Origin of the sequence: Ramlibacter sp. 2FC (assembly GCF_005503345.1) — a bacterium.
Classification (GTDB): Bacteria; Pseudomonadota; Gammaproteobacteria; order Burkholderiales; family Burkholderiaceae_C; genus SCMQ01.
Genome location: NZ_SCMM01000001.1, coordinates 204,727 through 230,213, shown reverse-complemented (window position 1 = coordinate 230,213; position 25,487 = coordinate 204,727). Strand labels below are relative to the sequence as shown.

Sequence of the window (25,487 nt, the reverse complement as noted above, 5' to 3'; positions counted from 1 at the left end):
CTGCCCTGATCGGAATCTCACCATGTCCCAAGCTGTCGTGACCCTCCGCGCCGAAGGCGCCATTGGCATCCTGACCATCAACAACCCGCCTGTCAACGCGCTGTCGCCCGCGGCGGTGCAAGGCCTCATCGAAGGCCTGGCCGTGTTTGAGGCCAACCCCGCGCTCAAGGCACTGGTGGTGCACTGCGAAGGCCGCAGCTTCGTGGCCGGCGGCGACATCGCCTCGTTCGAAGACCCCGCCTTCAGTGCCACGCCGTACAACCAGTTCCTGGGCCGGCTGGAAGCCAGCGCACGCCCGGTGGTGGCCGCGCTGCACGGCACCGCGCTCGGCGGCGGCCTGGAGCTGGCGATGGCCTGCCACTGGCGCGTGGCCGCGCCCGGCACACGCGTGGGACTGCCCGAGGTCAAGCTTGGCCTGATCCCGGGGTCGCTGGGCACGCAGCGGCTGCCGCGCCTGGTCGGCGCCGAGCGCGCACTCGACCTGATGCTCTCGGGCCGCATGGTCGATGCGAAGCAGGCCCAGGCCCTCGGCGTCGTGGACGAAATCAGCGAGCAGCCGCCGCTGCAGGCTGCGCTGGCAAGGGCTCAGGCGCTGCTGAAGCAGGACTGGGCGCCGCGACGCACCAGCGAGCTCACCGCGGCCCCGGCCAGCCTCCCCGCAGGCCTGCTGGACCAAGCGCTCGCGCAGGCCAGGGCCAAGCCGCGGTATCCCGCTCACGAGGCCATCGTGGAATGTGTGCGCGCCGCCAGCACACTGCCCTTCGCACAGGGCGAGGCTGTCGAAGCCCGGTGGTTCGCGCGCGTGCTGAGCTCGGACACTTCCAAGGCCATGCGTCACCTGTTCTTCGCCGAACGCGCGGCCGAGAAGATTCCCGGCCTGCCCAGGGACCTGGCCCTGCGCCCGATTCGCAAGGTGGGGGTGCTGGGCGCCGGCACCATGGGCGGCGGCATCGCCATGAGCTTCATCAACGCCGGCTTCGAAACGGTGTTGGTGGAAGCCTCGGCAGATGCACTGGAACGCGGCCTGAGCACGGTGCGCAGGAACTACGATGCAAGCGTGAGCAAGGGCAAGCTCAGCGCCGAGGAGCGCGACCGCCGCCTGGCCCGCCTGACGCCGTCCCTCGAGGACACCGACCTGGGCGACTGCGACATCGTGATCGAGGCCGCGTTCGAGAACCTGGCGCTCAAGCAGCAGATCGCGCAGCGCCTGGGTCAGATCTGCAAGCCCGGCGCCATCATCGCCACCAACACTTCAACGCTGGACGTGAACGCGATCGCCGACGCCTCGGGGCGGCCCGCCAACGTGCTGGGCATGCACTTCTTCAGCCCGGCCAATGTGATGCGCCTGCTCGAGGTCGTGCGCGGCGCCAAGACCGACCCGGGCGTACTGGCCACCGTGATGAAGCTCGCGCGCAGCATCGCCAAGGTGGCCGTGGTCTCCGGCGTGTGCTACGGCTTCATCGGCAACCGCATGGCCGAGGTCTACATGCGCGAGGCCGAGTTCCTGATGCTCGAAGGCGCCACGCCCGGTCAGATCGACAAGGCCATCGAGAGCGTGGGCCTGGCCATGGGGCCATGCCGCATGCTGGACATGGCCGGCATCGACGTGGGTGCCAAGACCATCATCGAGCGCGAGAAGGCCGGCGGTCTGCCGACCGACCCTACCTACCGCGTGATGGTGCGCAAGCTGTTCGAACTGGGCCAGCTTGGCCAAAAAACCGGTGCCGGCTACTACCGCTACGAGGGGCGCACCCCGGCCCCCAACCCCGACACGCAAGCCATCTGCGAGGCGCTGGCGAAGCAGTACGGCATCGCTCGGCGCAGCGACATCACCGACACCGAGATCATCGAGCGCCTGCTCTACAGCATGGTCAACGAGGGCGCGCGCATCCTCGAAGAAGGCATCGCCTATCGGGGCAGCGACATCGACGTGGTGTGGACCGCCGGCTACGGCTTCCCAGACCACCAGGGCGGACCGATGTTCATGGCCGACGAGCGCGGCCTGAAGCACGTGGTGGAGCGCCTGGACCACTACGCCGCCACGCGCGGCAACCGCTTCGGCTACTGGACGGTCAGCCCCCTGCTGCGCCGCCTGGCCAGCGAAGGCCTCCGCCTCTCGCAATACGCGGGCTGATCCCCCCACACACCAACCACCGGAGATCCCATGAGAGAAGCCGTCATCGTGTCCACCGCCCGCACCCCCATCGGGCGGGCCTTCAAGGGCGCCCTGAACAACATCAAGTCGCCCACCATGCTGGGCCACGTCATCCACCACGCGGTCGAGCGATCGCGCGTCGATCCGGCCGAGATCCAGGACGTGGTCATCGGCTCCGTGCTCACGGCCGGCACTGCCGGCATGAACCTGGCGCGCAACGCGGCCATTGCCGCCGGCCTGCCGCTGGAGGTCGCGGGCCAGACCATGGACCGCCAGTGCGCCTCCGGCCTGATGGCCATCGCCACCGCCGCCAAGCAGGTGGTGGTCGACGGCATGGACGTTGTCGTGGCCGGCGGCCAGGAAAACATCACCGCGGTGCAGAACGCCTACATGAAGTGGGCCGCCGCCGAAGCCGACCCGGCCGTCATCGCCAACGCCACGCACGCCTACATGTCCATGCTGCAGACGGCCGAATTCGTGGCGAAGAAATACAACATCAGCCGCGAGGCGCAAGACCAGTACTCGCTGCAATCGCAGCAGCGCACCGCCGCCGCCCAGCAGGCCGGCCGCTTCGACGCCGAGATCGTGCCCATCACCACCCAGATGGCCGTGACTGACAAGGTCACCGGCGAGGTGAACTGCAAGGAAGTGACCCTCGCGCACGACGAAGGCAACCGCCCCGACACCACCATCGAGGGCCTGCGCGGCCTCAAGCCCGTGATCGAAGGCGGCGTCATCACCGCCGGCAACGCCAGCCAGCTCTCCGACGGCGCCTCCGCAAGCGTGCTCATGGAGCGCGCCCTGGCCGAGAAACGCGGCCTGTCCGTGCTCGGCGTCTACCGCGGCATGGCCGTGGCCGGCTGCGCGCCCGAGGAAATGGGCATCGGTCCCATCTACGCCATCCCCAAGCTGCTCAAGCAGCACGGCCTGAAGGTCGGCGACATCGGCCTGTGGGAGCTCAACGAGGCCTTCGCCTGCCAAGCCCTGTACTGTCGCGACCACCTGGGCATCGATCCGGCCACCTACAACGTCGACGGCGGTGGCGTCTCCATCGGCCACCCCTATGGCATGACCGGCGCCCGCCTCGTGGGCCACGCCCTCATCGAAGGCAAGCGCCGCGGCGCCAAGTACGTGGTTGTGACCATGTGCGTGGGCGGCGGCATGGGCGCGGCGGGCCTGTTCGAGGTGGCCTGATCGCCCTGGCCCGGCGCAGGCCGCGCCGGGTTTCCTGAAACGCAAAAGCCCGGACATGCCCAGGCTTCTTGTTGGGAAAGCTTACGCTCAGTTCGCCGCTTCGCGCAGCTTGTACTTGAGGATTTTGCCGGTGGGGTTGCGCGGCAGGGCGTCGACGATGCGCAATTGCTTGGGCACTTTGTAGCGGGCCAGGCGTTCGCTGGCGAACTCGCGCATTTCGTCGAGGGCGAGGCTGGTGCCGGGCCTGAGGGCGACGACCGCCACCACGGCTTCTCCCCATTGCGGGTCGGGGGCGCCGATGACGGCGACCTCGGCCACCGAAGGGTGGGCGTGGAGCACGCTCTCGACCTCGGCCGGATAGACGTTCTCGCCACCGGTGATGACCATGTCCTTCACCCGGTCGCAGATGTAATAGAAGCCGTGTTCGTCGAAGTAGCCCACGTCACCGGTGCGGAACCAATGGTCGTCGCTGATGGCGTTGCGGGTGGCCTCTGGCTGGTTCCAGTAGCCGCGGGTGACGTTCATGCCGCGCACGCAGACCTCGCCACGCTCGTGCGGCTGGGTGACCACGCGTCCATCGCTGGCGACGATGCGGACCTCGGTGAGCAGCGGCGATACTCCCACCGAACCAATCCTGGCCACAGCCCATTGCGCCGACAGCGCGGTGGCCATGGCGGAGGTCTCGGTCAGGCCGTAGCCCTGCTGTACCAGGATGCCGCGCTGGTGCAGCGCGTGCAGCAGCGGCTCAGGGCAAGGCGCGCCGCCGCACATCACCGACCGCACCGACGAGATATCGGACTGGGCGAAATCGGGGTGTTGGCTGATGAACAGCAGCATGGCCGGCACCGCGAAGATGGTGGTAACCCGGTAGCGCGCGATGTCGCGCAGGGCCAGGGCCGGATCGAAGTTGCGGTGCAAGACGATGTGCGCACCCTTGAGGAAGCTGCTCAGTGTCAGCACGTTGAGCGCGCCGATGTGGAAGATGGGCGCGAAGGTCAGCAGCACGTCGTCGGCGCGGATGTCGAGCATGACCAGCTCGTTGACGTGGCTCCACCAGAAGTTGCCCACGGTGAGCATGGCCCCCTTGGGCCGGCCGGTGGTGCCCGAGGTGTACATGATGACCGCCACCTCGTCCTGGCAAGGCTGGCGCGCCTCGCCCAGGGGTACGGCCGCGTCCATGGCCAGCGCGGCGTCGGGCCAGCGGGTGGCGTCGGCGGGCGTGCCGTGGGCGCACAGGTAGCGGCTGCACTTGAGCGAGCCACGCACGCCGTCGATGACGGGGATGTGGTCGGCATCCACCAGCAAGGTGTGCACGCCGGCGTCGTTGATGATGTATTCGAACTCCGGCCCGGCCAGGCGGAAGTTCAGCGGCACGAAGATGGCGCCGATCTTGGAGCACGCGAACAGCGTGACAAAGAACATCGGGTGGTTGAAGCCGAGGTAGCCCACGCGGATGCCAAGCTCCACGCCACCGGCCTGAAGCGCGCCGGCCATGTGGTCGATGCGTTCGAGCATCTCGGCGTAGGTCCAGGTCTGGCCCTCAAAAGTGAGGGCCAGGCGGCCACCGTCGCGCCGCGCGCGCTCGGTGAACCACTGGCCCATGCCGATCCTGGGTTGGGGGGCGGGCATGCCTCCGAACCCGTCGCTCAGCGCTGGGGATTTGGGTTGCATCATGTCGTCTCCGTGCGCCGGTCAAAACCGGCAAGGTGTTGTGAATGAATAGGTCAGAGGTCGATGGCTTGGCCGGCTACGGTGTCCGCTGGACTTGCGTACACGTACCCGAGGGTATGGATGAAGCGTTGACGGGGGGTAGGCGCGGGCGGGGTGTTGAGACCAGCCGACCGGAACGATCCGGACATTCGAGCTGCGATGCGCGAATCCTGACAATCACGAGAAGGGCTGAAGCCCGAGCCGTGAGGGCTGGCGCACAGGTAGTCGAACACCAGGTAGTCGAGGAGGCCCGAATTCACGAGCTGGGGTGCGCCAACCATGCTGTCGCCCCAGAAGCCCGAGGCCCCGCCGATGCGCACCACGCGTGCCGTCGGTTTCATGTCGTTCATCGCGGATTCCATTCGTCAGAACAAGGTGTAAAGGTCCCAGACGAGAGGCCCGGTGGTCTTGCGGAAAGTGGCTGATGAGCAGCCTGCCAGCGCTTGATCAGATTTCGACCCGTGGTCGGAATTCAACGGCCGGGACGGTACATCCGAACTCGCGACACCATCGCTCGTACTCGGATGCATCGCCGTGGCCTGCGAACAGCGGACTCAATATGAAAAGGCGAGCGTAGATGCGGCATCGCAGCGTAGCGGGCTCGGCCGCTGCGTCGCTCTTGAGCGCCTGCTTGACGGCTGCCATGTCCGTGCGTATGCGCATCATGCGGATGCCGCCATCGCGCGCGGTGTCGAAAAGCAGGCAGTCGGATTGTTCTGCCTCGAGACTGCGACGCAACCACTCGTGAGTTGGTAGCGTCGGTACGCCGTCGCGTGCGAAGGATGTCCAGGCATCTCCCATTGCCTGGGCCAACGCGGCTCGGCCGGACCGGTTGAATGGCGTATTGACGCCGAAGACGTCGAGCTCGCCCACCGTGTCGCGGAAGACGAAGGCCATCTCCATGCCGTGCGCAGCGCCGAGCAGCAGGTCAGGACGGACCAGGGGGATGGCGGGGGCCTCGTCCCAGTCGAAGCGGTAGGTCCATACGTCGGCGTGTCCGCCTGCCAGCATCGCGTCGGCCGGGGCGTCGACATGCAGCGCTCTCCACGCATTCGACATGTACTGCGCCTCGACAAGGTAGGCGCGCCGGTCCCGCAGCATCGGCAGCTTGCCGAGCAGCATGCGCGAGTGCTCAGGCTTGTCGGCTATGAAAGCTTTGTACTCATCGCGGTTGCTGCCCAGGATGACCGGCACGCGGTTCCAGTGGCCGCAGGCGAAGACCTCGGTCAGCGGCTTGCGCGGCAGTACCACGCCGTCACGCACTGGGCGCGGTGCCCAGTAGAGACCCACACTACCGGGGGTGAAGCCGCTCAGCAGCCGGGCCGGACTGAGCGAGCGCAGAAAGGCCGCTACTTCTGCAGCGGGCAGAGTCGCGAGATTCTTCTTCGCCGCTTCGCGGTCGCTGGCCAGGCCCTCTGCGACGCACAGCCGCGCCGTGACTTCGAGGGCACTGTCGCGGTGGCCGGGTTGCGGGTCGTCGCGCCAATTCACCGCCTCCTCGACGCTGAAGGTCCCGGTCACCGGTGACTGCGCAATCGCACGATGGAACAGCCCTTGAGCCAACGGGCTCGCCAACAGGGTCAACACATTCTGCCCGCCAGCGGATTCTCCGAAGATCGTCACGCAGTCGGGCTCACCGCCAAAGGCAGCGATGTTGTCTCGCACCCAGCGCAATGCGGCAATCAGGTCGAGGGTGCCGAAGTTGCCCGAGCGTTCCTCGGATGTAGCATCGTCGGCCTCGAGCAAGGCCGGGTGGGTGAACCAACCCAGCACGCCGAGCCGGTAGTTGACTGTGACCACGATCAGGCCATCGTGGCTCGCGTAGCTGCGCGCCGCATCGTAGGTGGCCGACGTGCCCACGCTGTTGCCGCCACCGTGGATCCACACCATGACCGGGCGGCGCTGGCCGGCAGCCGGCACGGCGCGAGACTCGGACGCAGGCGCGAAGATGTTGAGAGTGAGGCAGTTCTCGTCACCCACGATCCGGCCTCGTTCCCGCGCCGACGCACCAGCGAGCAGATCGGCATATTGGGGTGCCATCGACCCATGGGTGCGGGCCTCGAACACACCGCTCCACGGCATGGCAGGACGCGGCGCACGCCAGCGCAAGTCTCCGATGGGCGCCCTGGCATAGGGAATACCGCGCCAAGCGTGGATGTCACCCGGCTCGCGCGTGCCGATGACCTCGCCACCGGTCACGCGGCGCCTGGAGGCGGCATCGAAAACCGAGTTCATCGCGCGCTCAGCGCTCGACGAAGTAATCCAGCTCCAGCTCGGCGCCCGGGGTGAACTGGTAGCGGTCGAAGTCCACGACGCCCGCAGCACGCAGCACCTCCTCATCGAGGAACGATCTGCCAGTGACCTCCCGGCTGTCCTGCGTGAGAATCCAATGCGCGGCGTCGGCCATGATGTCGGGCGTGCGGGCCTTCTCTGCCAGTCCCGGTGCGGCCAGCTTCAGCGCCGACGTTGCGATCAAGGTGCGCGGCCACAGCGAGTTCGAAGCGACGCGCTTTGCCCGAAATTCCTCGGCGATTCCAAGTGCGATCAGGCTCATGGCGTACTTGGACGTCGTGTACGCCGCATGCTTGCTGAACCAGCGCGGGTTCATGTCGATCGGCGGGGACAGCGTCAAAACATGCGGATTGGCTGCGTTGAGCAGATGCGGCAAACAGGCCTGGGCACACAGGAAGCTTCCGCGCACGTTGATGTCCATCATCAGGTCATAGCGCTTGGCCGGCGTGTCGAGGATGCCGTGGGGATGGATCGCGCTGGCATTGTTCACGAGTATGTCGATGCCGCCGAACCGTTCGACCGCACGCGCCACCGCGTCATGTACCCTCGCGTCGTCGCGCACGTCGACGACCAAAGGGAGCGCCACACCGCCGGCCGCCTCGATCTCGGATGCCGCAGTGTGGATGGTGCCGGGAAGGCGCGGATCAGGCTCGGCAGTCTTGGCTGCCACGATGATTCGTGCGCCATCGCGCGCAGCCCGCAGCGCAATGGCCTTGCCGATGCCGCGGCTCGCGCCCGTGATGAAAAGAGTCTTGTCGCGCAGAGTCGTCATTACCTGTCTTCCGTTGCTCGGGATCGTGTAGCTTGCAGCGCGCCGTGCCACGGGTCTTGCGCGAACTGGTCGCAGTGGCAGGGGCGTCAGCTCACTTCAAGTGTGTCCTGGGAGGTGCGGCGGCCGCCGACGTTCAGGATCGCTGCAATCGCCGGGATCAGCGCCACGGCGCCGACCATGTTCCAAAGAAACATGAACGTCAGCAGTATCCCCATGTCGCTCTGGAATTTGATCTCGGAGAAGGCCCAAGTCAACACCCCGGCGGCAAGCGTGATGCCGGTGAACGCGACCGCCAGGCCGGTGGTCTTCATGGTCTCGAAGTAAGCCTCCCGCAAAGGCAGGCCCTGCTCCAGGTAGGTCTCCAGCCGGTTGTAGAGATAGATCCCGTAGTCCACGCCGATGCCGACGCCCAGCGCGATGACGGGCAGCGTTGCGACCTTGACCCCGAGCCCCAGCTTCACCATGACGGGCAGCGTTGCGACCTTGACCCCGAGCCCCAGCTTCACCATGACGGCTTCGCACAGAGTGGACGTGATGATCAGCGGTACAAGCATGCAGATCATCGCCTTCAGCGAGCGAAACTCCAGCAGCAGCAGGCAGGCGACGATGGCGTACACGAGCGCGAGCATCGGCAGCCAGGCCGCATGCACCACCGAATTCGTTGCTGCTTCGATGCCGGCGTTGCCGGCGCCAAGCAGAATCTCCACCTCCGGATTCGGATTGCTCGTCTGATAGGCCTGGACGGTGTCGACCACCCGTTCCAGCGTGGCGGCCTTGTGGTCTGCCAGATACGCGATCACGGGCAGCATCGAACAATCGTTGTTGTAGAAGGACTGCGGGATCGCCTTATGGGCCGCATTGGACACGTAATGGTTCCGCGTGATCGAGGCCCACTGGACCGTTCCGCCGTAATTGGCGGCGACGATCTGCCTCATCCAGTCGAAAAGGGACAGCGTGCTCTCCACCCCGGGCGTTTCTTCCAGTGCCCACTGCAGGCGCGAGACCAACGATGCGGTGGGATAGGCGCCGCACTTGTCCGGTGGCGTCTTGACGATCACCACGAACACATCGCTGCTGGTCGAGTAGTGCTCACCGAAGAACGCCGTGTCGCGGTTGTAGATGGAAGTGGTGCGCAGCTCGGGCGCTCCTGGATCGATGTCTCCGATCTGAAGATGCCGGCTGGTCAGCACGCCCCAGGCGGCAAGCAGCGCGCTGGCCACCAGCGCAATCACGGCCCAGCGCCGGTCGGCAAGTGATGCGATGACGCGCGCCAGCCTGTGCCGCCCGTGGTGCCGCCGCTCGGCCAGGATGCGGCCTGCCTCGGACATGCCGGCATAGGACATGAGGATCGGCAGCAGGAACATCTTCGTGAAGATGATCACCGCGATGCCGACGCTCGCGCTCAGCGCCAGTTCGCGGATGACGCCGATGTCGATCACCAGCAGCGTGGAAAAGCCGACGACGTCACACAGCAGTGCCACCGTGCCGGGCACGAACAGCAGCAGAAAGGTCGCGCGGGCTGCGTCGGTCCTGCTCTTGCCTTCCCGTACCGCTCCTGCGAAGGTGTTGATGTTCTGCACCGCGTGGGACACACCGATGGCGAATGTCAGGAACGGCACCAGGATGGAATACGGATCGAGGCGAAAACCCAGGAGGCGGATGATTCCCAGGTGCCACACCACCGCCAGCAGGCAACAGCCGATGGTGGCGAGGGTGCTGCGCCAACAGCGTGAATACACCAGGAGCAGCGCCGCCGTGAGCACCACGGTCAGCAGGAAGAACAGCGCGATGTCACGGCTGCCGTGGATCAGGTCGCCCACGAGCTTGGCGAAGCCGACGATATGAACACGCACGTGTTCGTTCTGGTACTTCGCGCGGATGCGATCCTCGAGGTTCTGCGTGAACGCGCCGTAGTCCAGGGGCTGGCCCGTGTCGGGGTCGGTCTCGAGCAGCGGCGCAACGATCACCGTGGAGCGGTGGTCGTTGGCGACGATGCTGCCGATGAAGCCCGCTTTGACGATGTTGCTGCGGACCTGCTCGATGCCGTCGGACAGACGGGCAAAGTCGGGCGGCACCACCTTGCCGGAGCGCAGGCCGTCTTCGGTGGCTTCGACCCAGAGCGCGTTCGGGGTCCACAGCGAACGCAGGTTGCCCCGGTCCACGCCGGGGATGTAGAACACCTCGTCGGTGACCTTGCGCACCGTGTCGAGGAACGCCCGATCGTAGATGTCGCCCTGGGTGTTCTCGATCGCGATGCGCACCGAGTTGCCCAATGGGCGCAGTTCGTTCTCGAACTTCAAGTAGTTCTCGATGAACGGGTGATGGACAGGCAGCAGCTTGCGCTGGCTTGCCTCTGGGCGCAGCTGCAAAGCCTGCCAGGCGAGCAGCACCGACGCGAGTGCAAGCAGCACCAGCCAGAGGATGCGGTGCGCGAACAGGCCTTGCTCGAAGGCTGTCTCTATGCGTGACACCAGCGTTGAAGACGAGGTGCCCAGGGCCTTGGAACTCATGTCGGAGAGAGGTTGAGGGTCGTGGCCCGGGCGCCGAGAGCGCCCACGGTGACGACGTGGTTGGATCCCGGCATCACGGTCATGCCGCTGAGTTCCGCGTTGCCCGACGCTTGGCGTCGGAATGTCTCGGCACGGGCATCACCGAGCAGCAATTCACCCGACTGCGACGCCAGCAGCACCCGGCCATCGGGCAATCGCATGCCCTGCACGAGGCTCTTGCCAGTGGGCGAAGGCAGTGCGGTCCAACGCTGGCCTTGCGCGTCGGAGCGGAACAGGTGGCCATTGAAGCCATAGGCCAGCAAGCCGTCGTTCAACGCAACGAAGCCGTACAGCTGCCCGTTGTAGCCCACCCGGATGCGCGTCCAGTGCTGCCCCTGATCGTCCGAACGGAACACCGTCCCGCCCTCGGCCGCGATGTACAGCGCGCCCGATGGTGCCAGCGTGATCTGGTTGAGGTGAAGGCCGGTGTCATTGTTGAGCCGGTCGCCGATGTACTTCCAGGTCCGGCCGGCATCCGTGGTGTGCAGCAGTTGTCCGTACGATCCGACAACGAAACCGGTGTGGGCGTCGACGAAGCGCAGGCCCAGCAGCGGTCGGGACGGGCCGGCCTGTACCGCCGCTTCCGCGTCGGCGACCCGGTCTTCGAGGTTGTCGAGCAATTCCTGCGGCACCTTGCCCGGCGGCTTGGTCCGCGCCCTCTCGAGCTGCGCATTGGCGGCTTCCAGCATCTGCTGGTTGATGGACCGCCCGTCCAGCTGGCGCTGCCAGTGGCGTCCGCCGTCTTCGGTGGCCAGGATGATTCCGTCATGGCCGACTGCCCAGCCATGCAGTGTGTCGTTGAACCATGCGGCCGTGAGCATCACTGCGACGGGTGACGGCTGCTGCTCCCAACGCGCACCTCCGTCGTCGGAGCTGAGGATCAAGCCGAAGTCGCCCACTGCCACCAGCCTCGTTCCCACCGACACCACGCTCAGCAGCCGTCGCCGCGCACCTCGCGCAGTGGCGGGTGCCGGCAGCCCCAGCAGGTCCACCGGTCCTGCCGGCACGCATCGGCCGGTGGCGGCCCACCCTGCCAGGGCGGCCCCCATCGTGCCGAGAACCGCTCTTCTCGTCTGCTTTTCCATGAGTGCTTCGAGCTCAGTTGCCCGCGCGGCGCAGCGCACTGGGGGAGAACGCGTCCGGTTTCATGTTCGGCGCGAACAGCATCGGCTTTTCCTCGTTCGCCAGGCCGCTGGAGACATAGCGGCGCGACTGAAGGTCGTACTGCGCCGAGCCAGCGAGCCAGAAGGCCGGTGCGTTGTAGTACTGCACGCCGTACTGCTCCAGCACCCGCCAAAGTTCGCCCCGGCCGTCGTACAGATCGCCATGGGCTACTTGCCAGGAGTCCTCGTCGAGGAAGTACACGCGTTTGGCGTAGATGTGGCTCTTGCCCGAGCGCAGCGTGGCTTCCACCGCCCAGACCCGATGGAGTTCATAGCGAACGTAGTCCTGGTTCATCACGCCGGGCTTGACCAGGTCGGCGTACTTCAGGCCCTTGTCGGTCAGCGCGTAGTTGTTGTACGAGATGAACATCTCGCGCTTGCCCAGCAGCTTCCACTCGTAGCGATCCGGCGACCCGTTGTAGCCATCGTAGTCGTCGATGGTGCTGAGCCCGTCTAGACCCTGGCGCGGCGAGTCGTACGAGATCTCCGGGGCCCGCAGCACGCGCCGGGTGCCGGAGTTGTAGACCCACGCAGCCCGCGGCGTCTTGTACTGGTCGATGAAGTCGTGCGCCAGGATCATTTCACCAGCGATGCTGGACGGTGCGGTGAAGCGGGTCTGGTACAGGAACAGCTTGTCGGGCACCGGTGGTTCCATGCCTATGGGAAAGATGATTTCCTCCGACCGCTTCACCGGCGTGAAGCCACCATCCGTCTTCACGGGGAACTCGCTCACCGTGCGGCTGATCGTCATCCCCCGGTAGCGGAAGATGTGGTTCCAGATGGCCTCGGTGCCGCTTTTCGGAATCGGGAACGGCACCGTGCTCCTGGCCACGTTGACCACCGAGTTGCCATCGTTGATGGTGTCCGCGGCGGCCGCCTCCTTCTTCACGTTTTCGTAGACGGAGGCCGGCGACGCCGCACTCCGGCGGGTCGGATAGACCACCATCTTGTACGACGGGTAGCGTTTGAGCAGCGCTAGTTGCCCGGCTGCCAGGCGATCCTTGTACTGGTCGGCATTGGCGCCGGTGATCGTGAACAGCGGCTTGTCGGCCTTGTACGGATTGGCCCAACCCTTGTTCGGATCGAAGCCCTCGGGGGCCTTCGTCAGGCCGCCGTCCCAGGCAGGGATGCTGCCGTCCTTGTTGCCGGCCTTTTCGGCGCCGACGGACGTGAGGTCCTTGCCCAGCCGTTCCACTTCGGCTGCGGAGAGCTTGGCATGGGCCTGCAGCGCTGCGGCGAGCAGCGCAACGGCGACAAGCGTATGAGGGGTCTGAATACCGTACATCGAAAAATTCTCCGTCAAGGGTTAGAACGCGGCGCCGATGACCAGGCCAATGAAATCGCGGTCATGGAAACTGTCGAAACGTGCTTTGCGGTTGAAGCTGGTGTAGCTGAAGTCCGCGTAGTAGCGCTTGGCGTACTCCGCGCGCAGCCCCAGGCTGAGGGTGCGCCGGTCTTTGACGAACATCCCGTCGGCTGACCAGCCAGAGATGTCCTGGGCGAGGTACACCCGCGGCTTCAGGGTGATGTCACCGATTGCATTGGGATACTCGAATTCGGCGAGCATTCGCACGCCGAATGCGTTCGACGTGAAGTAACCGTCGGTCGTGCAGTTGCCGGGGTTGCCGGCGGGGCAGGCACCGCCGAACGACGCCGCCTGTGCCGCGCCGTACTCGAAGCCACGGCCGTAGCGCACATCGGTGAACGGATTACCGATGCCGCTCCAGTGCTGGTACACCGCCTCGGCCAGCAGCGTCATGCCCGTGGCGCCGAGCACATTGGGCACGACCTTCAGCGTGTTGACCTGCAGCTGCGTTCGGTTCTTCAGGTCGTAGCCGCGCAGGTAGGCGTTGGAGCCCAGTGGCGCCGCACCGGATCCATAACGTGTCGCCAAGGGGCCGATGCCGACACCGCCGGCACCGTTCGGGACGGCCAAAGCGAAGAACAGGTCGACCGGACTGACCTGCACCGGATAGTCCTTGGTGTAGGACGCCTCGCCGGCGACGGCCCAACCGCCCACCACCGTCGAGCCGCTGAGGCCGAAGACCTTGATGTCGCGAGCCGAATAGTCCCAGAAGGCAGAGCCTAGCGGCGCCGCCGAGTAGTAGGCCGAGCCAGGGACGGTGGTCAGGTCGCGGATAGCGGAGAGGTTCGGCAGGTGGGCGCTGTAGTTGACGAAGTACGCACCCAGCTCGGTATCGATCGCTTCGACCGTCTGCTTGTAAGCCAGTCCGAACTGTCCCTTGTGGCCTGGCGTGCGATCGGGCAGGCGAGAGAAGTTGAAGTTGAGACCGCCGAGCGCTGGCACGCCATTGGCGTACTGAGCCGAGGTAAAGGAGCCAAAGGCGTCAGATGCGACCAGGGCCTGGCCCTGCGTGCAGTTCAGTGCAGTGGAGGGCGACCAGTAGGTGCCGCATCCGTCGATGCTGGTGCGCTCCCATCGCAATTTGTAGAACGCCTCGACGGAGCCGCCATTGGGCAGGCCGAGATTGAAGGACAGCTGCGGCGCCGGCAGGATCGCTTCCTTCAGCAGTGTACCGGGTTGGCGCAGGGCATTGACGTCCAGCACCGAATACTGGTTGATGCCCGGCACGAACAGGCTCTCGCCAAAGTTCACGACATGGCTGCCAAGCTTGACCTTTGCCGCATAGCCCTCGGCGATGTCGAATCCACCGTAGACGTACGCATCGAGCAGCTCCGCGCCCCGGAACTTCGACAGCCGGGTGTCGAAGCCGTCGTCATTCAGGCGCGTGTTAGGGGCGAAGCCGTTGGACGGTGCGCCGAAGGGGACCGACTGGTTGCTGAGTCGGACGTTGTCCCATGCCTTGGCGCGCAGCACCAGGCCGTCGTCGCCCTTGCGGACATTGACATCACCCACGATGCGCAGCAACTGCGTGAAGTTGTCGCCCTTGTCGAAGTTCTTGGTTGCCGAGCCGGTGTAGGCCGAGGCGCTGCCGCCATCGCCGATGCCGATCAACTCCGGGTCAGGGTTCCTTGTGCGCCAGGCGTTGGCGAACGATGCGTTGAGGGACCAGTCGGCCTCCAGGCCGTCGCCCAGGTCAATGGTTCCAGCGCCGGCCGAAGCGCCGTACTGCAGCAGGATGGCTGCGGCAATGAGGCTGGCCGAGGAAGGGCCGACGCGCCGTTTGGCGGGAAGGTGCGTAGTTGGACGCGCAGACACTTGCGGATGATGTGGCATGTTTGTCTCCTATTGTTTTGATGGGTGGCCTTGAGCTCGGATCAGCCAGCCTTTTGCACGATGGTTTGCAGGTTGCAGTAGTGCGCCAGCCCTTCCGGACCGTTCTCCACGCCGAACCCCGATTGCTTGACGCCCCCCATGGGAATGGCGGGGCTCATTTGGTGAATGCAGTTGATCCACACGACGCCGGCCTCTAGGCGCCGACCCACGTCCGCAGCAGCCTGCTCGTCGCGCCCCCACACCGATGAGGCCAAACCGTAGTGCGATGCGTTTGCGCGCGCGATCACTTCGTCGATATCGCGGTATTTCAGAATGGGCAGAACGGGTCCGAATGCCTCCTCGACCACGCAGCGCGCGTGATCGGGCGGGTTGTCGATGAGCGTGACCGGGACGAAATACCCCGGCCCGTCCTGCACCTCACCGCCCAGCAGGAAGCGGTGGCCCGCTCGGCGGCTGTCATCGATGAGGTCGCGCACCTTGTTGAACTGGACGCGGTTTTGAATCGGTCCGAGGCCCGCAGCTGGGTCCAAGCCGCTGCCCACCTGCACGGTGCGTGCATACGCCACCAGGGCTTCACAGAAGCGGTCGTAGATCGACTCGTGCACATACAGCCGCTTGCTTGCCACGCAGAATTGGGCGCTGTTCTGGAAGGCCGCCCAGAACAGGGCCGGCGCGGCCGCCTCGACGTCGGCGTCCGGCAGGACGATCGCCGGATCGTTGCCGCCCAGCTCGAGCGTCACCCGCTTGATGGACGCGGAGGCTGATCGCATGATCTTCTTGCCGGTTTCGGTCGACCCGGTGAAGGCAATCATCCCGACATCGGGATGCTCGGTCAGCCGCGGAGCGAGACTGTCCGGCAGGGCCAGCACATTCAACACGCCCGGCGGCAGGACGCTCTGCGCCAGCAGGCCGAAGTGCAGAGTGGTCAGCGGTGTGTAGGGCGACGGCTTCAGCACCATGGTGTTGCCCGTGAGCAGGGCCGGCGCGATCTTCCACACGGCCAGCAGGATCGGGAAGTTCCACGGCACGATCGCGGCGACCACGCCCACCGGCATGTGCCTGAGGATGCTCTTCACGCCGGGCAGCATCGGGCGCTCCTCGTCCTCGAGCGCCTGCTCGGCAATTCCCGCGAACCACGCCGCAGACCCGTCAATTTCCCACTCGGCCGCCGCACGCGGTTTGCCCTGTTCGCGCACCAGCAAGGTCACCAGCGTTTCGCGGTGCGTTTGCAGCAACTGCCCCAGGGCCTTCAAGGCCGCGCTGCGTTCGCTCCATGGAGTGGATCGCCAGGCCGGGAAGGCGCGGCTCGCTGAGGCCACCGCCGCTGTCAGCATGCTGGCATCGGCTGCCGGACATCGAGCGACCAGCTCCTCCGTGGCCGGGTCGATCACATCGAATTCGTCAAGACCGGCAACTCCCTGGCCGTCGATGGAAAGAAGGAAGGTGTCGGGTAGTGTGGAGGAGGACATATCGGACGGTGGGTGTTTCGAGGGGTGATACCGTGGCGAGCTATTGCACAGAGAGGTTCATTGATTGCCAGTTGCATCGCGCAACGCAGCCTTGTGCACCTTGCCAGTCGGAGTGAGCGGCAACTGGTCGAGGAACACGACCTGCCGTGGCACCTTGTAGTCGGCCAGATGCTGGGCGCAATACGCGCACAGTTCCTCCGCTGTCAGGGCTGCGCCGGGCCGCAGCACCACGTGATAGCGCCCTATCTCGCCCATCACTGGATCGGGCACGCCAATCCCCGCCACCATCAGCACCGCGGGGTGGCTGGCGATGAAGTTCTCCACCTCGGCCGGGTACACGTTGAAACCGCCCTGGATGAACATGTCCTTCTTGCGGCCGCGCAGATGGATGTAGCCGCTCTCGTCGATGCAGCCCATGTCGCCGGTGCGCAGCCAACCATCGGGCCCGAACGACCCCTCCGTCGCCTCCCCGCCAAGATAGCCCTTGACCACGCCAAGGCCTCGGAACCACAGTTCGCCGACTTCGCCGCCCGGCACCTCGACCCCTGACGAATCGACGACACGCGTTTCCACGCCCGGCAATGGCCGGCCGATCGAGGACAGCACGGCAGCGCGATCGGCATTCCACGGGGTCATGACGAGCGCGCCGGACGACTCGGACAAGCCGTACAAATTCATCACTGCGGCGCGGGGCATCGCCGCCATCAACCGGCTGAGCAGCTCGCCGTCGGCGTTCGATCCCCCTGTGATCACCAGGCGCACGCCCGACAGGTCCACCGACACCTTCTCCCGGTGCATCAACAGCAGCGTCAGCATCGTTGGCACGCCGACGATCACGGTCGGCGGGCGTGCCGCCATCATCTGCAACACCGCCTCCGCCTTGAAGGCAGGCACCAGCTCGCTCGATGCCCCGCCCAGCAGCATCGTCAGGATGCAGCAGGTGATACCCCCGACATGGTTCAGCGGCATTGCAACTTTCACATGATCGCCAGGCACGACGTTCAGATGCTCGGCCTCGGCACGCGCTGCAGCCAGCATCGAACCATGCGTGAGCAAGGCACCCTTCGGGCGGCCGGTTGTACCCGACGTGAAAATCACCATCGCGGCATCGTCCGCACCCACCGCGGCGCTCGCCTGCGCCAGGCGTCGTACATCGACGGGCGTGCGCTCCAGTGCCGCCAGCGTCAGCGCGCCTTCCGAATCGGCCTCGAACGTGCCGACATGGACCAGCTGATCCAACCGATCGCGCACCCCTCGCACCATTTCCACGAAGTCGACGCCGTCCGCGTTGCGCACCGTGAAGAGCGCCTTCGCGCCGCTGTCGCCGAGCATGCCCAGCAGCTCGTGATCACGATAGCGTACGCTCAGCGCGACCACGCATACGCCGATGCGCGCTGCGGCGAGAAACAACTGCAGCCAACCAATCTGGTTCAGACCCAGCACGCCGATGCGGTCGCCCCGCTGCAGCCCCAGCGCGAGCAGGCCGCAGGCCACGCGATCGACCGACTCGTCCATCTGCGAGAACGACCAACTCCTCGTTCCATCCACGAAGGCGGGAGCCGCTGGCCAGCGCTTGGCAGCTTCCCTCAACGATTCGCCCAAGGAGGCGGTCTGCACTACACAATCCTTCATCGTTCATTCCTTTTCGGTGCCCTGCATTGCAGGCAGCCTTGGCAGACTACCGTGTGGCTCGGGGACCATCTTGCGAAAAGTGGTCAATAAAAGAGTCCGATCGAACGGAGTCAGGCCGCAGAAAAAGCGGTCCTGCATGACGCAGGCGCGGTCTGCGCGTAGATCGCCAATCGACGGGAACCGGCAAAAATGTCCTTCGGCTTCAGCCCGTAGACTTGGCGGATCGAGTGGCTGAAGTGAGTGGAGTCTGGGTAACCTGTGTCCAGGGCCACATGCGCCAGGTTGGAGTCACGGTTGACGTGGTGCAGGAGGCTTCGAGCCCGCTTCCACGTGCGGAAGCTGCGGAAGGGCATGCCCACCTCCTGCTTGAACAGATGCAGGAAGCGCGAGAAGGACAGATGGACCTGCTCGGCGCATGTCTCGGCGCACGACGGCGCGGAGGGGTCAGCCTTGATGCGATCGATCACGGCGCGGATGCGGCGGTCGAGAGGCTGCGAAGGAATCGCCTGGCCGAAGAACACTCTGTCGAAATCGAGCGCCATCAGATCGATGTCACACCCTTGCGTGCTCAACTCGCGATGGAGGTGGCGAACGCGTTCGACGAACCACGGCGCATCGACGGCGCCACACGCCCCCATCGGCGCCGGCAGATGGGCCATGTCCACCGTCTCCGCCTCCAGCTTGACCATGTGGATGAGTCGAGCCTCGGACATCACACGGTGCGGAACGTAAGGCGGCACCACGGCCAGCTGGGTGGTCTGCCATTCACCGCCGTCAATGCTCACGCGAATCGCCCCTTCCGCGGCCACGTAGGCGATTACCGCGCCCATCGTTCGTACCGACGGCGCTCCGAGGAGCCCCACGTAGAACACCCGGTCGGGTGTGATCCACATCAAGCGATCGGACGCGCGGTGTGCGGGCGTAGAGCGCATGCGTTTGTCTCCTGTACGGGCCGCTCCGAATGTTGGGCGTGCCCTTGATATGACGCTGTACACATGTTAGGCGGCGCATGCGCCTGAGTCTTGTGCCAGCTTGCTAAGCGACCCGGACGGTCGCTGAGCAAGACTCGGTGTTTACCCTCACGCGCCGAACAGCAGCACGGGCTTGATCACCTCGCCGCTGGCCGCAGCGCGAGCGGCCTCGTTGATGGCCTCGAACGGGTATGTGCGCACCAGCCGATCAAAGGGAAAACGACCGGAGCGATACAGCGCCAGCAACTGCGGAATGAAGGTCTGCGGGTCGCTGTCCCCCTCGAGGATCGCCTTTACGCCAGCTCCCCGGAGCACCAGGTCCATGATGCGCACGGGCAGCTGTGCATCCGGCGCCGAGACGCCAAGCAAGCCCAGCAGGCCGTTCGGCGCGAGCGCCTGGAAGGCCTGCTCGATGACCTGCGGCAAGCCGGTGGTGTCCAGAGCACGGTACACCCCTCCTCCGGTGGCCTCGCGCAGCGCCGTCACGACATCGCCGGTGCTGCGCGGATCGATCGCCGCAGTCGCGCCGAGTTCCAGCGCCAGGGCTCGCCTTGCCGCCACGGGCTCGACGACCACAATATGGCTGGCCTCGAGATGCCGCGCCATCATCACCGCGCTGAGCCCGACGGCACCGCCGCCGAACACCGCGAAGCTCTCGTCGCGCTGCAGTCGCAGCGAACGCATCACGGCACCGGCGCCGGTTTGCATGCTGCATGCCAGAGGCCCGAGCAGGTGCAGCGGCAGGTCGGGATCCACTTTGACCGCGCTTCGGGCTTGGCCGATCGCATAGGTGGCGAACGAAGACTGGTCGAAGAAATGGCCATGCACCGGGCGGTCGCCTTGCTGCAGCGCCGTACCGCCGTCGGGCCAACGCTGGCCGCCGAAGTTGATTGGCACCATGCTGTGGCAGTACGCTGGCTGGTGGCGTGCGCAGTTGGGGCACTGGCCGCAGCTGCCGAAGGACATCACCACCGGGTCGCCGACCTGCAGCGACTCGACCCCGTCCCCCAGCGCCACCACAGTGCCTGCGCCTTCGTGTCCCAGCACGATGGGTAGCGGCACCGGAAAGCCGTCTCGGCAAACCAGGTCGGTATGGCAGATTCCCGTGCCATGCAGGCGCACCATGATTTCGCCGCGGCCTGGCGGCGACAGCGACAGGTCTTCGACGATGAAGGGACCTCCGACCTGGCGGACCAGTGCGGCGCGAATTCGCTGCGGCTTCAGCACGGATTGAAGAGGGCGACCGATGGTGGGATCAATGGACATGGCGTTTGATTGCGCTGTGGCGCGGTTGACGAGAAAGCGAGCAGGAGATTGAAGAAGGCGTGAACCAGCCAGGACGTGGGGCAGCCGATCAACGCAATCAGACCCAGCACGCCGATGCGGTCGCCCCGCTGCAGCCCCAACGCGAGCAGGCAGCAGGCCACGTGATCGACCGACCCGTCCATCTCCACCTTGCGGGCAGGTTTTCCGCAGGCCACTGCGGCAGACCTTTCGTGGGTTCTCAATGCCTACACCGTGGTCTATGCCGCGATGCTGATCCCATCCGGCGGGTTGGCAGACAAGCATGGGCGCAAGAGGGTGTTTCTCGTTGGCGTTGCGCTGTTTCGGACGGCTTCTGTTGCCTGTGGTTTGGCGGTCAGCGTGGAGGCTACCTCCCCAGATTTGACGACACTGTGACGAAGCGTGCAACGGCTTCGCGGAAGAACGCCGACCCGACGAACTCGACCTGGCAGAGGCGTTCCTGCTCGAGCTGCGTGTGTAAGGTGGCGCTCGGCGCAGCGTCGATCAGCGCCCGCGTCGCGCGTACCGCAGCTGAAGGCGAGCGCGCGAGCTGCCGCGCGATGGCCATCGCTTCGTCCATCAGCGCTGCATCGTCGACGCATTTCCAGATCAGTCCCCAGGCTTCAGCGCGTTCGGCATCAATGCGCTCGCCAAGCAGCGAAGCGCCGAGCGCGCGGGCGCGACCCAGCTTGCGCGGCAGCGCCCAGGTCGCCCCGAGATCGGGAACGATGCCCAGCTGGGTAACCTGTGGCAGGAGAAAGTAGGCCGACCGCGCAGCGATGGCGACGTCGGCCGCCAGCGCGATGCCGACGCCGCCGCCGACACAAGGCCCATTGACCGCGCTGATGACCGGGATCGGCGAGTCGGCGATCGCCTCGCTCAGCGGATTCATGGCCTCCCGCATGTCGCGCCCAACGCTTTGTGCGAGCGCTTCACCGCCCTGCGCGCCAACAGCGGAAAAGCCCACGAGATCGGCCCCGGCCGAGAACGCACGCCCGGTGCCGGTCAGAACGACCGCTTTCGCACCGCTGGCCGCGGCATCGCGCAGCGCGCACAGCGCCTGCTCTCCAAGCTCGCGGGTCAGCGCGTTCAAGGTTTCGGGCCGGTCGAATGCGATGGTGGTGATGCCGTCATGCGTGCTGGTCTTGATCATCTCGGCTCCTTGTGCTTCAGCGTCCTGTCCACATCGGCTTGCGCTTCTCGTTGAATGCTGCCAGGCCTTCCTTCGCATCCTCGGTCATCGCCAGCAGCGCGATCTGACTTTCCGTGTAGGCAATGGCTTCATCGAAGGACATCGCCGCGATGGCGCGCATGGCGTATTTGCCGCGACGAATGGCCGTGGGCGACTTGTCGGCGATGCGCTGGATCAGCCAGTCGGTCTTGGCATCGAGCTCGCTCAAAGGAACGAGATGATTGACCAGCCCGGCCTCACGCGCCTCGCTGGCGCTGAACGGCTCGCCGCTGAGGCACCACTCTTGCACCAGGCGGCGCGGGACGAGGTTCTGCAGCAGGCTCAGCACCTGCATCGGGAACACGCCAACCTTCACCTCAGGCAAGCCAAACAGCACGTTGTCGGCAGCGACCGCCAGGTCGACCATCGCCACAAGACCCATGCCGCCGGCCATGCACACACCGTTGACGCGCGCGATGCAAGGCAGCGTGGCGTTCTGCGCCTCGCGCATCATGTCGGCATAGGCCAGGTTGGGCCTGGCCAAGTCGAACGCAAAGCCCTTGCCCGGCTGCAGATCGCCGCCGGCACAGAAGGCTTTGTCGCCCGCGCCGGTGAGCACGATGACGCGCACCTCGGGATCGGCATGAGCCTCGGCGTAACCGGCGCGGATGCCTTCGACCACCTCGGCGTTGATGGCATTGCGCTTGTCCGCTCGGTTGATGGTGATCCAGTAGGCTTGGCCGCGCTTTTCGCGCAGGACTGCAGAAGTGTCGTTCATGAGTCTTGGTTCTGAGGAGTGAGCGGCTCGATTTCGGCGACGACGCGGCTGGCCGCGACCTGGTCGCCGGTCGCAACATGCAGCGCCGTGACCTTGCCGGCCACCGGCGCCGCATGGATATGCTCCATCTTCATGGCTTCGAGCGTGACCATCGGCTGACCCGCTTCGACCTGATCGCCCGGCGCAACCAGCACGGCAACCACACGGCCGTTCATCGACGCACGCAGCTTGCCATCGCCGCCGCCCTCGCCCTGCCGCGTCGCCGCGGCACGCGAGTGGTCGTCGACCACGAAGGGGCAGCCGCGGAAATGCAGCAGCAGACGAGTTCCGTCGCGGTGGAACACGGCGCTGTCCATCACGCCGTCGCAGACGATGCGCGCATGGTCGCGTGCCAGTTCCACCAGCTCGATCGCGACATCGTGGCCCTCCAGGGCCACGGCGAAGCATTGACGGCTCTTCAGGCTCAGCGCCCCTTCCTGCCTGCGTCCGTCGACGTCGAAACGCAGCGGAATGACCAGCGAGTGGGTCAGCGCCCGACCCGATTCACGCAGCAGCCGCGTGCGATCGCCGGAGGTTTCATGCAGCAGCACCGCCGCCACCGCGGCCGCGCGCAGACGCAGTCCGTCGTCCGGCGCCAGCAGTGCGTCGACATTCTGGCCGATGAACGCGGTGGTCGCCCCGCCTTCGGCGAACACCGGGTGCGCAAGGCAGCGGCCGAGAAAGACCTGGTTCGTCGTGACGCCCAGTGCCACCGTGTCTTCGAGGCCGCGCGCCAGCTTGCGGCGCGCCTCGTCGCGCGTGCGGCCATGGCTGATGAGCTTGGCGACCATCGAGTCGTAGTAAGGCGGGATGTCCGAGCCGGGACGCAACGCATGCTCGACGCGCAGGGCGGCACTCGGTTGCCAGAGCGCCATCGTGCCGCTTTGGGGCATGAAGCCCTTGTCGGCGTCTTCGGCACATAACCGCACCTCGATGGCATGACCTGAGAACTTCACATCCCGCTGCGCCAAGGGCAGAGGCTCGCCGGCGGCAACGCGCAGCTGGAGCTCCACCAGGTCGAGGCCGGTGACAGCTTCGGTGACCGGGTGCTCCACCTGCAGCCGCGTGTTCATTTCCATGAAGTAGTAGTTGCCCTCGCGGTCGAGCAGGAACTCCAGCGTACCCGCGCCTTCATAGCGGATGGCCTTGACGGCCGCCACCGCGGTGGCACCCATGCGTTCGCGCAGCTCGGGCGTGACCGCCGGCGACGGCGCTTCCTCGATCAGCTTCTGGTGGCGGCGCTGCACCGAGCAGTCGCGCTCGCCCAGGTGAATGGCGTTGCCTTGGCGGTCGGCAAAGATCTGGATCTCGATATGGCGCGGCTCGACGATGGCGCGCTCGAGGATCACCGTATCGTCGCCGAATGCTCCCTTCGCCTCGGACTTGGCGCTCTTGAGCAGTTCGGGGAACTCCCTGGCCGAAGACACCAGGCGCATGCCGCGCCCGCCGCCGCCCGCGGTGGCCTTGATCATGACCGGAAAGCCGATGCGCTCGGCCTCCTGGCTCAAGCGCAGCTCGCTCTGGTCGTCGCCTTGGTAGCCGGGAACGCAGGGCACGCCGGCCTCGATCATCAGGCGCTTGGCGCCGGCCTTGTCGCCCATCGCGACGATCGCCTCGGGCGACGGTCCAATGAACACCAGCCCGGCGTCTCGGCAAGCCTGCGCGAATTCCTCGTTCTCGGCCAGGAAGCCGTAGCCGGGATGCACCGCGTCGGCGCCGCTTTGCCTGGCAGCATCAATGATCGCGCCGATGCGCAGGTAGGACTGGGCGGGCAAGGGCTCGCCGATGCAAACGGCTTGATCGGCCTTTGCGACATGCAGCGACTTGGCGTCTGCGCTGGAGTACACGGCCACAGTGCGGTAGCCCAGCGCGCGCGCGCTGCGGATCACGCGCAAGGCGATCTCGCCGCGGTTGGCAATGAGGATCTTGTGGAAGCTTGTGGGGTGCGTCATATCAGTTGCCGGCCGGAAAGGTGCCCATGAATTTGCAGAGAATTTGCAGCATCACTTCGTCGGCCCCTCCGCCGATCGAGGTCAGGCGGGTGTCGCGGTAGATGCGTGAGATGGCGCTCTCGTGCGCATAGCCCATGCCGCCCCAGAACTGCAGGCAGCTATCGGAGACCTCGCGTGCGAGCCGCCCCGCCTTCAGCTTGGCAGCTGTCGCGAGGTAGGTGGCGTCACCCCCATGTTCCATGGTCTCGACCACCTTCCAGCACAGCGCATGCAGGGCCTCGACCTCGGTCTGCAGCTCGGCCAGCTTGTAGTGCACCCACTGGTTGTCGAGGATGGCACGGCCGAAGGCCTTGCGGTCGCGCGTGTAGGCTATGGTGACGGCGATCGCCCTGCGCAGCACGGCGCAGTTGTGCAGCGCGCCCCAGAGCCGCTCGTGCTGGAACTGTTCCATCTGGTAGATGAAGCCCATGCCTTCTTCGCCGATGCGGTGCCGCTGCGGCACGCGCACCTCGTCGAAGTACAGCTGCGCCGTATCCGATGAGTGCATGCCGATCTTGCGGATCTTCTTCGCGACCTCGACGCCAGGCGTCTTTATCGGCACGACGATCAGCGATTTGTTCTTGTGTACCGGTCCGTCGGAGGTATTGGCAAGCACCACACAGAAGTCGGCCTGTGTGCCGTTGGTGGTCCACATCTTGCCGCCGCTGATGACATAGTCGTCGCCGTCCTTGCGTGCCGTGGTCTTGATCGAGGCCACGTCGGAACCGCTGCCGGCCTCCGATACGCCCAGGCAGGCCACGTACTCTCCGCGGATGGCCGGCTCCAGGAATTGCTCGCGCAGCCAATCGCTGCCCCGGTGCGCCAGCGCCGGCGTGGCCATGTCGGTCTGCACGCCGATGGCCATGGGCACGCCGCCACAATGGATGTCGCCCAGGGCCTCGACCAGCACCGCGCCGAACGAGGCGCTCAAGCCCATGCCGCCGTTGTCGACCGGCTTGGTCACACCAAGCAGGCCGAGCGCACCCATCTTGCGGAACAGCTCGTGTGCCGGGAAGATTTCGGCGTCCTCCCACGCATCGACATGGGGGCTGATCTGTTCGTCGATGAAGCGGCGCGCGGTGTCGCGCAGCGCCTCGTGTTCGGGAGTCAGCTGCATC

18 protein-coding genes and 2 pseudogenes are annotated in these 25,487 nt (G+C 65.9%); 3 read left to right on the top strand and 17 right to left on the bottom strand.

The features are described from left to right. Window positions 1-22: 22 nt before the first annotated feature. Together FFS10_RS01135 and FFS10_RS01130 are read left to right on the top strand one after the other, a co-directional pair. Window positions 23-2,134, top strand: coding sequence for a 3-hydroxyacyl-CoA dehydrogenase NAD-binding domain-containing protein (locus FFS10_RS01135; protein ID WP_137890584.1), 2,112 nt, complete (start codon window positions 23-25; stop codon window positions 2,132-2,134). A 30-nt stretch (window positions 2,135-2,164) separates the two neighbouring features. Further along, complete coding sequence (locus FFS10_RS01130) at window positions 2,165-3,349, top strand: acetyl-CoA C-acyltransferase (protein WP_137890582.1); 1,185 nt, start codon at window positions 2,165-2,167, stop codon at window positions 3,347-3,349. Window positions 3,350-3,436: 87 nt separating this feature from the next. On the opposite strand, the gene FFS10_RS01125 is transcribed toward FFS10_RS01130, so the two are convergent. From FFS10_RS01125 to FFS10_RS23115, 13 genes and pseudogenes are all read right to left on the bottom strand, one after another. Next, entirely contained in the window at window positions 3,437-5,023 is a 1,587-nt protein-coding gene (locus FFS10_RS01125) for an acyl-CoA synthetase (RefSeq protein ID WP_212744063.1), read from the bottom strand. 254 nt (window positions 5,024-5,277) lie between these two features. After that, window positions 5,278-5,400: pseudogene (locus tag FFS10_RS01120) on the bottom strand (acyclic terpene utilization AtuA family protein); the annotation flags it as partial. A 106-nt stretch (window positions 5,401-5,506) separates the two neighbouring features. Beyond that, window positions 5,507-7,294, bottom strand: coding sequence for a carboxylesterase/lipase family protein (locus FFS10_RS01115; RefSeq protein WP_137890580.1), 1,788 nt, complete (start codon window positions 7,292-7,294; stop codon window positions 5,507-5,509). A gap of 7 nt (window positions 7,295-7,301) precedes the next feature. Continuing rightward, the gene (locus FFS10_RS01110; protein WP_137890579.1) at window positions 7,302-8,123 is read right to left on the bottom strand and encodes an SDR family oxidoreductase; all 822 of its coding nucleotides are present in this window, start codon (window positions 8,121-8,123) and stop codon (window positions 7,302-7,304) included. Between the two features lie 86 nt (window positions 8,124-8,209). Next, complete coding sequence (locus FFS10_RS01105) at window positions 8,210-10,633, bottom strand: efflux RND transporter permease subunit (protein WP_137890577.1); 2,424 nt, start codon at window positions 10,631-10,633, stop codon at window positions 8,210-8,212. Beyond that, window positions 10,630-11,757: a WD40/YVTN/BNR-like repeat-containing protein gene (locus tag FFS10_RS01100; RefSeq protein ID WP_137890575.1), complete on the bottom strand. Its 1,128-nt coding sequence runs from the start codon at window positions 11,755-11,757 to the stop codon at window positions 10,630-10,632. Before FFS10_RS01100 ends, FFS10_RS01105 begins: the two co-directional genes overlap by 4 nt. A gap of 13 nt (window positions 11,758-11,770) precedes the next feature. Further along, on the bottom strand, window positions 11,771-13,120 hold the full coding sequence (locus tag FFS10_RS01095; RefSeq protein WP_137890573.1) for a DUF1329 domain-containing protein: 1,350 nt from the start codon (window positions 13,118-13,120) through the stop codon (window positions 11,771-11,773). A 21-nt stretch (window positions 13,121-13,141) separates the two neighbouring features. Continuing rightward, window positions 13,142-15,034, bottom strand: coding sequence for a DUF1302 domain-containing protein (locus tag FFS10_RS01090; protein WP_137890571.1), 1,893 nt, complete (start codon window positions 15,032-15,034; stop codon window positions 13,142-13,144). 41 nt (window positions 15,035-15,075) lie between these two features. Then, window positions 15,076-16,503 carry an aldehyde dehydrogenase family protein gene (locus tag FFS10_RS01085; RefSeq protein ID WP_137890569.1) on the bottom strand — a complete coding sequence of 476 codons (1,428 nt, stop codon included), beginning with the start codon at window positions 16,501-16,503 and terminating at the stop codon, window positions 15,076-15,078. Window positions 16,504-16,560: 57 nt separating this feature from the next. Beyond that, window positions 16,561-18,120: a class I adenylate-forming enzyme family protein gene (locus FFS10_RS01080; protein WP_249931112.1), complete on the bottom strand. Its 1,560-nt coding sequence runs from the start codon at window positions 18,118-18,120 to the stop codon at window positions 16,561-16,563. 125 nt (window positions 18,121-18,245) lie between these two features. Further along, window positions 18,246-19,067, bottom strand: coding sequence for a helix-turn-helix transcriptional regulator (locus FFS10_RS01075; protein ID WP_249931111.1), 822 nt, complete (start codon window positions 19,065-19,067; stop codon window positions 18,246-18,248). A 147-nt stretch (window positions 19,068-19,214) separates the two neighbouring features. Further along, window positions 19,215-20,372, bottom strand: a complete 1,158-nt coding sequence (locus FFS10_RS01070; protein ID WP_137890565.1) for an NAD(P)-dependent alcohol dehydrogenase — start codon at window positions 20,370-20,372, stop codon at window positions 19,215-19,217. Then, the gene (locus FFS10_RS23115) at window positions 20,327-20,614 is read right to left on the bottom strand and encodes a hypothetical protein (RefSeq protein WP_137890563.1); all 288 of its coding nucleotides are present in this window, start codon (window positions 20,612-20,614) and stop codon (window positions 20,327-20,329) included. The genes FFS10_RS01070 and FFS10_RS23115 overlap by 46 nt, the downstream gene beginning before the upstream one ends. On the opposite strand from FFS10_RS23115, the pseudogene FFS10_RS01060 reads away from it, so the two are divergent. Beyond that, window positions 20,550-20,753: pseudogene (locus FFS10_RS01060) on the top strand (MFS transporter); the annotation flags it as partial. The gene FFS10_RS23115 and the pseudogene FFS10_RS01060 overlap by 65 nt on opposite strands. 4 nt (window positions 20,754-20,757) lie before the next feature. Here FFS10_RS01060 and FFS10_RS01055 read toward each other — a convergent pair. Genes FFS10_RS01055 through FFS10_RS01040 form a run of 4 tightly spaced genes read right to left on the bottom strand, consistent with a single transcriptional unit; the run spans window position 20,758 to window position 25,486 of the window. Beyond that, window positions 20,758-21,543, bottom strand: a complete 786-nt coding sequence (locus FFS10_RS01055) for an enoyl-CoA hydratase-related protein (protein ID WP_171015976.1) — start codon at window positions 21,541-21,543, stop codon at window positions 20,758-20,760. Window positions 21,544-21,559: 16 nt separating this feature from the next. Continuing rightward, entirely contained in the window at window positions 21,560-22,339 is a 780-nt protein-coding gene (locus tag FFS10_RS01050) for an enoyl-CoA hydratase/isomerase family protein (protein ID WP_137890559.1), read from the bottom strand. Next, window positions 22,336-24,330 carry an acetyl/propionyl/methylcrotonyl-CoA carboxylase subunit alpha gene (locus FFS10_RS01045; RefSeq protein ID WP_137890557.1) on the bottom strand — a complete coding sequence of 665 codons (1,995 nt, stop codon included), beginning with the start codon at window positions 24,328-24,330 and terminating at the stop codon, window positions 22,336-22,338. The genes FFS10_RS01050 and FFS10_RS01045 overlap by 4 nt, the downstream gene beginning before the upstream one ends. 1 nt (window position 24,331) lies before the next feature. Then, window positions 24,332-25,486, bottom strand: coding sequence for an acyl-CoA dehydrogenase family protein (locus tag FFS10_RS01040; RefSeq protein ID WP_137890555.1), 1,155 nt, complete (start codon window positions 25,484-25,486; stop codon window positions 24,332-24,334). Between the last annotated feature and the right edge of the window lies 1 nt (window position 25,487).